At 50.5% G+C, this 13,339-nt stretch carries 12 protein-coding genes; 7 read left to right on the top strand and 5 right to left on the bottom strand.

What is annotated here, in order from left to right:
• Positions 1-2,057, bottom strand: a 2,057-nt coding sequence (locus HOK28_00620) for a hypothetical protein (GenBank protein ID MBT6431562.1), incomplete at its 3' end; no start/stop codon positions are given.
• Positions 2,058-2,265: 208 nt separating this feature from the next.
• On the opposite strand from HOK28_00620, the gene HOK28_00615 reads away from it, so the two are divergent.
• The 7 genes from HOK28_00615 (at position 2,266) to HOK28_00585 (ending at position 9,223) form a co-directional block, all read left to right on the top strand.
• The gene (locus HOK28_00615; GenBank protein ID MBT6431561.1) at positions 2,266-3,192 is read left to right on the top strand and encodes an MBL fold metallo-hydrolase; all 927 of its coding nucleotides are present in this window, start codon (positions 2,266-2,268) and stop codon (positions 3,190-3,192) included.
• 98 nt (positions 3,193-3,290) lie between these two features.
• A complete protein-coding gene (gene sodN / locus HOK28_00610) occupies positions 3,291-3,764 on the top strand; it encodes a superoxide dismutase, Ni (protein ID MBT6431560.1) in 474 nt (157 codons plus the stop codon).
• Positions 3,765-3,925: 161 nt separating this feature from the next.
• A complete protein-coding gene (sodX, locus tag HOK28_00605; GenBank protein MBT6431559.1) occupies positions 3,926-4,183 on the top strand; it encodes a nickel-type superoxide dismutase maturation protease in 258 nt (85 codons plus the stop codon).
• A gap of 13 nt (positions 4,184-4,196) precedes the next feature.
• On the top strand, positions 4,197-4,910 hold the full coding sequence (locus HOK28_00600; GenBank protein MBT6431558.1) for a hypothetical protein: 714 nt from the start codon (positions 4,197-4,199) through the stop codon (positions 4,908-4,910).
• Between the two features lie 158 nt (positions 4,911-5,068).
• On the top strand, positions 5,069-6,034 hold the full coding sequence (locus HOK28_00595) for a rhodanese-related sulfurtransferase (GenBank protein MBT6431557.1): 966 nt from the start codon (positions 5,069-5,071) through the stop codon (positions 6,032-6,034).
• 66 nt (positions 6,035-6,100) lie between these two features.
• Positions 6,101-8,077: an SDR family oxidoreductase gene (locus HOK28_00590; protein ID MBT6431556.1), complete on the top strand. Its 1,977-nt coding sequence runs from the start codon at positions 6,101-6,103 to the stop codon at positions 8,075-8,077.
• 132 nt (positions 8,078-8,209) lie between these two features.
• A complete protein-coding gene (locus HOK28_00585; GenBank protein MBT6431555.1) occupies positions 8,210-9,223 on the top strand; it encodes a hypothetical protein in 1,014 nt (337 codons plus the stop codon).
• Positions 9,224-9,256: 33 nt separating this feature from the next.
• On the opposite strand, the gene HOK28_00580 is transcribed toward HOK28_00585, so the two are convergent.
• The 4 genes from HOK28_00580 to HOK28_00565 form a co-directional block, all read right to left on the bottom strand.
• On the bottom strand, positions 9,257-10,093 hold the full coding sequence (locus tag HOK28_00580) for a DUF1338 domain-containing protein (GenBank protein MBT6431554.1): 837 nt from the start codon (positions 10,091-10,093) through the stop codon (positions 9,257-9,259).
• A gap of 188 nt (positions 10,094-10,281) precedes the next feature.
• Positions 10,282-11,514, bottom strand: a complete 1,233-nt coding sequence (serA, locus tag HOK28_00575; protein ID MBT6431553.1) for a phosphoglycerate dehydrogenase — start codon at positions 11,512-11,514, stop codon at positions 10,282-10,284.
• A 14-nt stretch (positions 11,515-11,528) separates the two neighbouring features.
• The gene (locus HOK28_00570; GenBank protein MBT6431552.1) at positions 11,529-12,932 is read right to left on the bottom strand and encodes an FAD-binding oxidoreductase; all 1,404 of its coding nucleotides are present in this window, start codon (positions 12,930-12,932) and stop codon (positions 11,529-11,531) included.
• A 207-nt stretch (positions 12,933-13,139) separates the two neighbouring features.
• Positions 13,140-13,339 (bottom strand): hypothetical protein (locus HOK28_00565; GenBank protein ID MBT6431551.1); only part of this gene is annotated, 200 nt, incomplete at its 5' end.

Genomic DNA, 13,339 nt, shown 5'->3' with positions numbered 1-13,339 from the left:
CTTAGGAGCATGTCGTTGGTAAGCTCTTGGTTGTAATCGGTCCATTGCGTGATGTGGCGGATATTGAAGTCACGGTTTATAAAAACCTGAAGCTCACCGCGTAGCCTTGGCTGAGCTCCCAACAATTCTCCCTGAGGGCCATCCAAAAACATCGCATGGTTATATTTCACTTTCAAACGTATAGCGAGAGTGGGCCTTAGAGTTAGCTCGGCGCTGGGCGAGTAAAAGAAACCTAAAAATGGTGAGTTTCGCCCGGCCACACTCCAAAGGTCTGAGTCTCTGATGGGTGTTTGACCAAGCGAAATACCTCCCCGAAAACCAATCCAAGCGAGTGTGTCAATGCCGAAGTCCCACGTCATATCAGACGCTTCCATCCAAGCTGATCCAAGTAGGATACCATCATCGTCCTCATGCCTTACCAGTTCGCCGTTATGCTCGTACTTAACAAAGGTCCAGATGCGGTGGCCAAAGCTCCAATAGGTATTCATCCCAAACACACGGTCTTCCAGTGTGCCGTCCTCGCTAACATTGTATCGGGTCCACAAACCCGGACTTACGGTTCTCGCCCAAGCACTGTCACTTCGGTAATAACCATCAAGTTTGACGAACCCCTCATGATATCCGGTGCGCGGTATAAACCCTGCATCGCTTCTAAATTCTTCACCAACATGGCGATACCTCGTTTGGATTCTGTAGTCGTCGGTTTTCCAAACCGCCCGAGCTTTTGCAGCCAGATCCAATGCCCGATGGTTACTTGAGCCGCCTTGCTCATGCAAAGCCGCCATAAAGAGCTCGCCTTCCAAATTAAGGCGATTCATCAAATAGGCCTGACCATCCAAACCGACGACCGTATTAGAAAGCAGATGTTCGCCTTCCACCACTTCGTCTCGCTCAACAACAATGAGCCCCACCGTCGCATCAGTTCCCAGGTCTGCCTGAACACGCCCGACCTCTGTCATGGCGTAACCACCGTCTTCCATCGGGTCGATGGCGCTAAGTACTCCAAGCCGAAATCCGCCAGCCTTCCCCGTTAACTTCATCGCGGCCTCAGGCTGAACAATGGTTCGGCTGTAGAAGACCTCAAAGTCGGTATCAAAAATATCGGCACCCTCTAGAAAGAAGGGGCGTCGCTCGTCGAGGCGGATACTGAATCTTGAGTTTAGGTCGAGAATACCTGGGTCGGCCTCTACTTGTGAAAAGTCGGGGTTAAATACGGCATCGAATGTTAGCGAGGAAGTGATGCCCCATTTTAGTCCCAAGCCGTATTCGAGTTCGGCGCCACAGATTTCCACACTGCCTGGATCGGCCCCGTAGTTACAAGATGGTTTCTCCCCCTCTTCCTCAATCCAGCTGGTGGTTACGGTTGGTAAAAGTTCAATGTCGCGGCCCGGTTCTTGGCCCCCAAAACCACTGATTCGCCCTGCCTGATTGAGCCAATTGTTCTTGTCTCTGTCGATAGGTGCCCATGAGAGGCCTTGCTGGTGGGCCCAACTGTATGCCTGAATGTGGCTGAGCCACATGGCCTGCTTGGGGTCAAAACGTAGACTCTGGAACGGCACCGCCATCTCCGCAGACCAACCCCGTTCCGTGTGCTTTACCGCAGCGTCAAACAAGGAGTCCCACGCTCCATCGTAACCTCCGCTGGCCCGCAACCTTCCGTCTGACAATACACCGGCGGCATTTACTGAGAATTCATAACCACGCCGCCCCGTTCCAAATGGATCAATTTGGACACTGATGCTGTCGCCCGGGCTGGAATCACGGCTGGCCAGGGGCGCAAAGACATCAGCCCCGCCATTATCGATCTCGATGAAAAAGTAGAGCTTCGAAAGCCCTATGACCACGCGTGCCCTGGCATTAAACTTTTTTTCGATACCGGTGTTGGGTTGAAAGACGGTAAAGCCCTCTAACAAGGTCGAATCCACCCAAGCTTTCTCGTTTGGCACCCCATCTAAAACAACCTCGTGAGTGGTTGAGCCGACGTCAATCGCGGGCGTTTCGGCCAATGCACCCGATGGGAACAAAAAAAGCAATAATAACAAATAACTGCGATTCATCAGCCTACCGTACTTCACTCTAAGCCACGCTCGCGGTCGATGCGGGCCTTTACATACTGCCTTGTGGGCACAAGACGAGGATGTGCTTCTACCTGCCTCGATGCGGCCTGACAACCACCGGCGCCCATATTGCGCAGTGCGTGATTGCCACAAAGCTTTTCAAGCGTTAAACGCACATCCAAGAGACCAGAAAATGCGAGGTGCTGACATGCAGGTAAAAGCCTTTTTCGATAGCCGAACATCAACGCTAACCTATGTCATTTATGACTCAGATAGCCGTGACGCCCTCGTGATCGACCCCGTGCTCGACTACAACACCTCCGCCTCAGAGATCTACACGGAATCACTGGACGAAGTGATTGGGTTCATCCGCGAACAGCGTTTAATGCCTCTGATGATTCTCGAAACACACGCGCATGCCGACCACTTGTCCGGCGCTCAAGTCCTTAAAGAGCATTACCCAAGTGCTCAAATCGGTGTCGGTAACAAAATTTCGTTGGTTCAAGAGACCTTCAAAGAATTTTTTGATTTACCCGTAGACTTCCCAACAGACGGCAGCCAATTCGACCGACTCTTTGATGACCGAGAAATTGTACGGGCTGGATCCCTGCAATTTGAAGTTATCTTTACGCCCGGACACACACCGGCCTGCACCACCTTTCGATTTGATGATGCTATCTTCACCGGCGACACCATGTTTATGCCTGATTTTGGCACGGGCCGTTGCGACTTTCCCGCTGGAAGTGCTGGCGACCTTTATGATTCGATTACCACCCGGCTTTTTTGCTTACCCGATGAAACCAGAGTGTTTGTGGGCCATGACTATCAGCCGGGAGGACGTGCGCTGCAGTACGAGACCACCATCGGTGAACAAAAACGCCATAATATTCAGCTGCCAGAGGGCCGCAGCCGAGCGGAATTCGTAACATTTCGTACGGAACGAGACCGAAAACTCGATACACCGCGCCTCTTATTTCAGAGTGTACAGGTGAATGTCGACGCGGGAAGCCTGCCGAAACCGGCCGAAAACGAAGTTCGTTACCTCAAAATTCCCGTGAATATCTTTAAGCCCAAGATTGCTCCTCAAGATGGCCTCGAGGAACAGGCCGTAAACCCGCAAAACGCTGATAGTTAGGTTTCCATACGTCCCCACTGCTTTGCGACAAGCCTTGACCCAACGGCCGAATATTCATATTCAGTCTTCATAATATCTGACTTTTTGGAGGCCGAACGATGCTCCGTAAAATTGCCGAGACCATCAAGAACACTGTACCTGCGAATGAAGTTGCTGCACACTGCGACGGCCCTTGCGGCGTATATGACCCATCATCTGCCCGAATTGCTGCGGAAGCAGCAGTATCTATGACCAAGAAAATCTTGGCCATGGAAGTACCTGCAGCTGGCGACGCCGGCGCATGGGCAGCTTACAACAACACAATGAGCCGCTACGTGGCTATTAAAGAAGAACAAGCACACCTGGCTAAGTCTGAGTTGCTGGTTCTGTGGACGGATTACTTCAAGCCGCCACATCTCGAGAAGTTTCCAAATCTTCACGAGACATTCTGGAAAGCAGCTAAGCTCTGCTCTTCAGTAAAAGTTGAAGTCAGTGCCGTACACGCACAGGAACTCATGGATGCCATCAAGGAAATCCACGAAATGTTCTGGGCCAGCAAAGGCCGCGAAGTAACCTGGTATACCGCCAGCTAACTGCCGCACAGCAAAGAACTGAAGAAATGATAAACGACGGCACCTCTCAGTATCCTTCTGAAGGTCCCGTCGTTTTTTCATCGGTACCGAAGTTGACCCTCACCAAGTTTTTGCTCTGGTGTGTTGGAAGGTTGAGAAGGTTCAGGATTCGAGGCGAGTCCATGAAACCTACTTTGCTTGAAGGCCAAGAAGTGCTGGTTAAGCCCAGCAAACCAAGCTTAAGCCCAAAACCTGGACAACTCATCCTGGTGCGCCACCCGATGGAAACGCAGCTCACAATGATCAAACGGTGTTCCTATATTGAGAACAACCTCGTATTTGTTCATGGTGACAATCCTACGGCCAGTACAGACAGTCGCCAGTTTGGCGGTGTCCGTACCGAACTCGTGTTGGGTTACGTGCAATGCACTTTCCCATGAAAAGTAAAAAGACATGACCGTTAGCGCACTCGAAATTCTACTTGGCACCGCTGTTAGTATTGGATTCGTCCATACCCTGATAGGTATCGACCACTCCCTGCCATTTATCGCCATTGGTAAGGCTCGGGACTGGGGCCTACGGAAAACGCTCGCTCTCACAGCATTGTGCGGGCTGGGTCACGTCATGGGCTCAGTTCTCCTTGGCTTTCTTGGCATTGGCCTCGGTGTAGCCATTGAAGAGCTTAGTTTTATCGAATCGGTCAGAGGTGAAATCACTGCCTGGCTTATTATTGGCTTCGGTATAGCCTACGCCTCGTGGGCCTTGTTGAAACTAAAGCGCGGCCAGGCACACAGCCATCCCCACGTTCACGAAGACGGTACGGTCCACAACCACGACCATAACCATCACAGCTCTCATGCACACGCACACACCTCAAAGAGCGGCCCCATGGCGGCCTGGAGCCTATTTGTCATCTTTGTTTTCGGTCCATGCGAAGCACTCATCCCCATGCTCATGGCACCAGCGGCCGAACATAATTGGCTTTGGGTAGCACTGGTCGCTGGCGCATTCGGTCTAACAACCATTGCGACCATGCTCGGCGTTGTCACCGTGGGCTACCTGGGCCTGAGCCTGAAGAAAATGCAGGGTGTAGAGCGATATACCAATGTCTTCGCCGGTGTGGCCATCGCAGTGAGCGGCCTAGCCATTCAAGTGCTTGGAATCTAAGGGTATTATATATTGTTTTTTCCTTCTAACCTCAAAAATCACTGTTCCTTTCTGGTAAGCGCTTAACCTACCGCGAGTTTTATACCTTCCTTGTCTAGACAAATCGCCCACGCATCCCATACAGGCGAGCCAAGCCTCAAACAGGAGCCCTTTTTATAATGCATGATACCACTGTCGTAGCAGCACTTTATCACTTTGCACGCCTGGAAGACTTTGAAGACAAGCAAGCACCTTTGCTTGTCATGATGAAGAAACTTGATGTTCGTGGTACTCTGCTTCTGGCGCGTGAAGGCATTAATGGCACCGTTTCGGGAAGCCGCGAGAGCATTGACGCAATGCTGACTTGGCTTAAAGAAGACCCTCGCCTAGCAAACCTCACCCATAAAGAGAGCTATTGCGATGCCCATCCATTCTACCGAACCAAAGTAAAACTCAAAAAAGAGATTGTTACGATGGGCGTAGAAGACATCGACCCCAACCATATCGTGGGTACCTACGTGCGTCCCGAAGACTGGAACGGTGTTATCTCAGACCCTGAAGTTGTCCTCATCGATACCCGCAACGACTACGAAGTCGACATTGGTACCTTCAAAGGAGCACTCAACCCAGACACAACGACCTTTCGAGAATTCCCCGCTTACGTTGAAAAGAACTTAGATCCGACCAAGCATAAAAAGGTCGCCATGTTTTGCACCGGCGGGATTCGATGCGAAAAGTCGACTGCTTACCTAAAGGGCCAAGGCTTTGAAAATGTATACCACTTGCAGGGTGGCATTCTTAAGTATCTTGAAGAGGTACCCAAGGAAGAGAGCCTATGGGAAGGTGAATGCTTTGTGTTTGATAACCGCGTCGCGGTGAACCATGACCTCGAAGCTGGCTCTTATGACCAGTGCCATGCGTGTCGTCATCCGGTGAGCGCCTCGGACCTAGAGTCTGAACATTACTCAGCTGGTATCTCTTGCCCACACTGTGTAGGTTCCCAAACTGAGAAAACTAGAAATCGCGCTGAAGAACGTCAAAAACAGATGCTATTGGCTAAAGAGCGAGGCGACCATCATATCGGCGACGACGCAGCCATCAACATGATGGACAAGGCTCAAAATCTTACAAAAGAAGCAGACTAGTCAGCTTTTCTTCGCCCTACGAATAGCGCTAAGCTTACCCATTCTCTTAGAGGGAGTGGTTCAGACATGGGTACTACGACATCGGTTTTCATCACAGGCGCCACGGGGTTCATAGGGCGTTACGTCCTGCGCAATCTTCTCGACCATGGCTGCATTGTTTTTGCTTTAATCAGGCCAGAATCCAAAGCTAAACGAGCACAGCTTATTGAAAGCCTCCTAAAACACGCCGACCAATCCACCGGTCAACTCATTTTTATTGAAGGTAATCTTGCCGCCGAAGATCTGGGATTGAAACCCGAAGCTAAAACACAGGCTAAAAATTCAGATCATGCATTCCACTTGGCTGCCCTCTACGACCTGGATGCCAGCAATGATGAACTAGAAAAGGCCAACATTCAGGGCACTGAGAATCTCTGTAAATGTCTATTGTCTATGAATTACAAAGGTCAGCTTCATCACGTTAGCTCAATCGCGGTTGCTGGCGATTACAATGGAATGTTTACCGAGGCGATGTTTAACGAAGGCCAAACACACCCTCACGCTTATCACCGATCCAAGTATGAGTCGGAGCGAATCGTAAGAGAATCCAGCTTAGATTTCACCATCTATAGGCCCGGCTCAGTTGTTGGGCATTCGAAGACAGGGTTTATCGACAGGATTGATGGCATCTACTATGGATTCTCCACCATCAAGGCCCTTTCGAAGCTATTGCCCAGCTGGGTTAAAATACCCATGCCTAAGATAAGCGGTGGGCTCAATGTGGTACCCGTTGATTTTGTGGCCGACGCCATCACCCATATCGCTTTAGCAAAACGAGACGACCAAGACACTTTCCACATTGTTGATCCCAGCGCACCGAGCATTACCAGTCTAGCTGGTACGTTATTAAAAGTAGCCGGAGGGCCGGCACTGGGCCGAATGCCTGGGAAAATATCCGCTCCCGGTCCCGTCAAAGCGCTCGCCATGCTCCCCATATTCAAAGCCATCAAAGATGGCTTCCTTGATGAATTCAATTTACCACCTGAAGATGTATTCTCTGCCTTAAATCTCAAAGTGCGATTTGACTCTCAGAACACCCAAGAGCAGCTTGAGTCTACAACGGTCTCCTGCCCTGAGTTCAAAACATACGCCAAATATATTTACCGTTATTACTGTGACGCCTTAGATCCCAAGCTGCATCGAGAAGATTTTTACAGAGAAAAACTTTCGGGTAAGACCATCGTCATCACGGGGGCTTCTAGAGGCATTGGGCAAGCTGCGGCCGAGATAGCGGCCCGTGCAGGCGCTCACGTTGTTCTAATCGCACGTAACGCTGACGATTTAACGGCAGTCACCGAGGGCATAAAAAGCAAAGGTGGTAAAGCCACGGCCTACGAGGCAGACCTTTCGTCCTATGACGACATTGACGACGTTGCGGAAAAGCTTTTAAAAGATTTCGACCAAGTAGACGCGCTGGTTCACAATGCGGCCCGTTCCATACGCAGACCCATTGGTGAATCGCTTGAACGATTCCACGACTTCGAACGCACAATGCGCCTAAATTACTTCGCACCTGTTAGGTTAACCTTAAAGCTTGCCCCTTCACTTCTTGAAAGCCAAGGAAGCGTTGTGATGGTACTGACACTCGGTGTTCTAATGCCTGGACCATTCTTCGGCGCGTACCTACCCACAAAAGCGGCTCTCGATATCTTCGGCGATGTTCTTGCATCCGAGTACTCTCACCGGGGGCTTCATGTCTCCTCTATCTATTTGCCCCTGGTCAAAACCGCGATGATGGCACCCACCAAAGAGTACGCCGACCGGGTTGACCTCATGACGCCCGAAAAAGCCGCATTCATGATTTTAGACGGTATTGCTCACCGGCGGCGCCGGGTGATGTTACCGGTGGGACGAATATTTAACCTCGCCAACCAACTGGCACCCGGACCCACAACCCGGGTCTTAAACCTTCTGCGCAGAACCTTTCCTACTGCCTCAGAGAACAGTGAGTTCCCCATGGAAAAGGCCATTATCAGCCAATCCATTGGTGGCAGCCCCATCTAAAAGCTGTTTAATTACAGCGCGGTAGACGACAATCTTGCATCTACCCAGTTTATTCGGACCCAACCTCTAGAAACAGGCAACATCGCAGGCTGCGTGCCGATAATGGTCTAAACCAACCGTAGGGGACGCATCATGCCACAATCTGTTTCAACAAATTCAGTTCGAACCGTGACCCACCAGCCGGTCTCGCCAGCAGAAGCACCCCATGATTCAAGCCACACCCTCCCCGCAAACGTTGAGCCCAGCGATACTTTCGAACCAGGAACCTCCCGTGCCAAGGTCGCGGCTATCGGCGTTCGCGCTGCTCTTCGAATAGCCTCCGGTGGCGTTAAATTACGAGCTCCTGATGGCATGCTCATCGACGCGAGCGCACTTCAGCCCAGCATTCATGAAGTGCCCCAGACACGGTCAGACCGAATCAGCACCGGAAAGACCGCAGAGGTACCACAGCGCATCCAGCAAGGGCCCACATGCGGTCTCTATGCCCTCGGGATGGTGATGGACTATTGGAACTCAAAAGACGCATCCAATCCAAGCGTACTCGTTTCCGACAAGGACCTTGGCGGAAAAGGTCGCAACTTCAATGTTGAACCCACCAGCGACGAACGAATGCTTACCTATGTACGAGACAATGGTTACACGAGCGCGGGTGAGATGTTTAAAGCGAGAGATCTTGCTGAGACGGCATCTCATTTTGGTTACAGCGCGAGCCTCCACCAAGACGCTACCCTTGAAGCCCTTTACACCGTTCTCGACGCCGGGCGTCCAGCAATCGTGGCATTCGATGTTGATTATCGAGGAAACCCGGGCGACTTCGGTGGCAAGCGTGCACACTATGCGGTCATTCAAGGATATTTTGAAGAAGATGGTGAACGTTACCTTATCGCGCGACATGGTTGGGGCGGACAAAAGGATTATATCTGGAAAGCCGCTGACTTCGACCAATCTTGGAAGGCCCTCAAGTCTACTGATTGGTACGGCACACCTGGTGATGGAATCATGCCAGATGCAAACTACGAAGAGCCCAAAAAGCTAGACTTACCTGATCTTGGTAACGGAGAAGCTGGTATCGCGAGAAGTCTGGGCACGAAAATTATTGAAGTCATTCCCGCCGGCGAAATGCCGACAGGCGGATCTATCGTTTAAGAATTCCTTGGACCTAAAGCACTTCTTCAGAGATCAAGATGCTTGAAGAAGCGCTCTTGTATTCGTCGACTCAAATATTTTATCTGCACTCTGCGAGATAAAGCCGTCATAAAGTTCCCACGTTCCAGGCACCGGATAACGCATCGCAAACTCATAGTAGCAGCTTGGGATTTCCCGAATAACACCACCTTCGAACTCCCACGCTATACGGCTTGCACAGGTACTGCTTTGCTCTAAATACTGCTCGGGTGAGCCTTGAATTGGGCTCTTACCACCATTGAGTCTGTATCTACGGTACTCAAGGAAAGCATTGAGTGACTCAAGGTTTCCAAAAGACGTTAGATTGTTAACACTGACGGTGAAGTGGTTCGCGCGAATCCCGAAAGCCGCTAACCAGCCGGCATATTCCGACTCCATAAGCAAAGCGTCGTAGTCTTCAAGGGAAACACGTGGCCACAGCGACTGGACGTAAAGTAAATGTTTTCCGGTCACATCATTGCGAAGTTGACTTACAATTTTCCGGACGGTTTTCTGAGCACTCTCCGACAGTTTTTCCACCAAGAGTTCGGATATGAAAATTCTTGGAAACTCACCGCTCGGGTGGCTGTAACTTCGTGCATAGAGCTTCTTTTTCTCGAAATGGTATTCACCAGTGTACTGATATCCCAAATCAAGAAACACCTTTGCAATGGCCTTCAGGCCAACTGGCGCCAAATTAAAGGTTCGTATTGCAATGTGGTCGTTATTGCACTCCTCACCGCGCTCACGAAGCATCGTTTGAATATGCTCCGCCTGGGGTGTCATCGCTGTGTAATCTTTCCAGAGATGAGAGATTAAGGTCTTGATTTCAAAATTATTGAGTGCACTCATATTGCTTCACCTAGGTAAACTGCCTCGAACACAAGGCAATGGTCCACCCCCAACGCAAGCAATATACGCGCCAGTTTAAATCGTCGAAATCAACGTAATTTCAGGTGTTTTGAAGGGAGATCCGCCACAATATGGCGCAATGCGTCTATTTTTTGGCTATCGCAAAAAAGCGGCTTAAACCATGGCCTCTAGTAAAGCACTCGGCAACGAATGGTGCCTTCGACGGAGCTCAATTTAGGGACCAAGTCACCTGAGTATTTCGCACCAACTTCGGTCACCACATATCCGATATCCGGAAGCGTTTGGAGGTGCTGCCCGATGATATTGACATTGTTCTCAGCAAAGACCTTGTTGATATTCTGCAAGACGCCTGGCTTGTTAGCGTGCACGTGAAGCAGCCTGTGAGGTCCGCCATGCTGAGTGAGTGAAATTTGAGGAAAGTTCACCGCGCCAATTGTAGATCCAAGGTCGCTGTAATTCACCAACTTCGTGGCAACCTCTGTACCAATGTTGAACTGCGCTTCTCCCGTGCTACCACCGATGTGCGGAGTAAGGACAGTATTTCGAGCGCCGCACAACGGATTCTTGAAAGGCTCTGTGTTCGACTTTGGTTCAGTTGGAAACACGTCAACCGCTGCACCCAGCAAGTGGTCGTCATCAAGCGCTGCTCTCAAGGCTGGAATATCAACAACATTACCGCGGCTTAGGTTGAGAAGCAGGCTACCCTTCTTCATCATCCGAATGCGCTCTTCAGTCATCATGTCCGCAGTCTCAGGTGTCTGCGGCACATGCAACGTTAAGACATCAACCGTTTGCAAAAGCTCATCAAGGCTGCCTACTTGACGTGCATTCCCCATCGCCAGCTTCGGTTCTACATCGTAATAGAGAACCTGCATGCCAAACGCTTCAGCAAGAATCGACACTTGTGACCCAATATGACCGTAACCAACGATACCGATGGTCTTACCACGGACTTCATGGCTACCGACTGCACTCTTTGTCCATACACCGTTGTGCGCATCACGACTCTTGTCTCCGACACCACGATAGAGAACAACGGTCTCAGCGAGAACCAGCTCAGCAACACTGCGCGTATTTGAATGAGGCGCATTGAATACAGGGATTCCTCGTTCACGAGCTACGTCAAGTTCAACCTGATTGGTTCCAATGCAGAAACAACCTATCGAGAGGAGCTTCTCGGCTGCCTCCAGAACAGCGCCCTTGATCTGACTACGAGAGCGTACGCCAACCATGTGTACATCTTTAATCTTTTCGACCAGATCCGCTTCAGGCAAAGCCCCCGTAAGTCTCTCTACGTTGGTATAACCCGACTTTGTAAACACATCGACCGCATTCATATGAATGCCCTCAAGAAGCAAAATGCGAATCTTTTCTTTTGGAAATGAAGTTTTAGCGCTCATAGGGTTCTCCTGTTTTAATCAAGAATCTTGCCCGGATTCATTAAGCCTTTAGGATCGAATACAGTTTTCATACCGCGAAACAGGGCGAGTTCTGTGGCAGTGCGGCTATAGGGTAACGCCTTCTTTTTCAGCAAACCTATGCCATGCTCGGCAGACACACTGCCCTGATAGGAACGTATCAACTCAAAGATTGCTGGCTCGGCATTACGACACGTGCTTAGAAAATCTTCTTTTGAGACGGCATCTGGCTTTAATACGTTGAGGTGTAAATTACCATCACCTACGTGCCCAAAGAGATAAACGGGATAACCATCACACTCGGTGCGAGCCAACTCACCGAGGGCCTTTTCAAAGGATGCCATCTTCACGACAGGTACCGAGACATCGTACTTATAAAGAAACGCTTCTCTCGTTAAACTTTCACTGATTCCTTCACGCAAGTGCCATAACGCGACCGCATCCTTAGAACTCTGCGCAACCACGCCATCAAGAATGAGTTCGTTCTCAAAGCAGGCCTCGAGCCAAGTCGAGAGGTCGCTCTGCGCCCGCTCCTCAGTTTCACCCTCAACCTCAACCAGCACATAGCTGGGGCATTCCGATTCGATTGGTTTCGCCCCACCGCGATGCCTGAGAACAACATCCAAGCAATCGTTATCAAGGTATTCAAAAGCCTGTATCGTAAGGTTTGATTGTTGGCGAGCAGCTTCAAAAACGCCAAGTACGGATTCAAGATTATCGGCGCCGAGAAAAGCTACCGCAGATGCACTGGGGACCGCCTCCAGGCGTAAGGTCGCTTCTGTGATAATACCTAAGGTTCCCTCGCTACCGATGAACAGTTGTCTTAAGTCGATGCCCGTATTGTTCTTCTCGAGTTCCCCGTTAAGCTGGAGAACTTCGCCGCTCATCAAGACAACCTCTAAACCCAGAACCCATTGCCTGGTTAAGCCATAACGAACCACGCGGACGCCACCAGCGTTTGTTGCAATGTTGCCACCAATTTGGCTTGAGCCCGCCGATGCAAAATTAACTGGCCACGTAAGCCCGTGTTTTTCACAGTGCTCATGAACGGCCGCGGTAATGGCCCCGGCCTGAACGCGCACTGTTCTTGAAAGCTTCGAAACTTCACCAATGTGATTCATTTTATCGAGACTAAGGACCAGCTCTCCGTTGGTTGCAACGGCGCCGGCGGCCAGTCCGGTTCTTCCACCCGACGGCACAACAGCCAATCCATGCTCTGAGCACAACTTTAAAAGCTGCGAAACTTCTGCGGTAGACCGTGGAAACGCGACAGCAGCAGGGTCCGGTGTATAGACGCGGGTCCAATCCTGACCATGGCTTTCAAGCGTTTCCGATGTCGTGTCGATAATCTCTGACCCGATAGATTCGGTGACCGCTTCAAGAAATGCAGCAGACAACATAAGCACCCATCTCCTCGTAATGAACCTCTTCTTTATACAATTGTAGAGGTCACGTCTAAGGTATAACGCGGCGTGTTGTAACTTATCTCTATAATTTATCTAAGGTGCTGGAATTACGTTCGTTCTAAGATCCGCAGTTTCGCGTAAAGCCAGTGCATAAGGCTGGAGCACGAACTCTAAGGCGCGCGATAACGTCTGGTAGGACCACTATCCCAATAGAAACTCTGGGTGTAAATGTGCTTGGACCGTCGTCGTGGACGATTCTCCGGATGACGTCTCTGCTGCTTCGTCCAAAGGCGCAGATTGGCCCTCAATGACATTATCCACAACATCCACTGCGTCACCCTGCGGCTCCACACCTGCCGCGTCACTGCGAGCTTTGGCTATTTCCTGCCTAGCCTGACTGG

It is taken from the genome of Deltaproteobacteria bacterium, assembly GCA_018668695.1.
Lineage (GTDB): Bacteria > Myxococcota > XYA12-FULL-58-9 > XYA12-FULL-58-9 > JABJBS01 > JABJBS01.
Note: the sequence above shows the minus strand (reverse complement) of the source record. Positions and strands in the feature narration are given on the sequence as shown.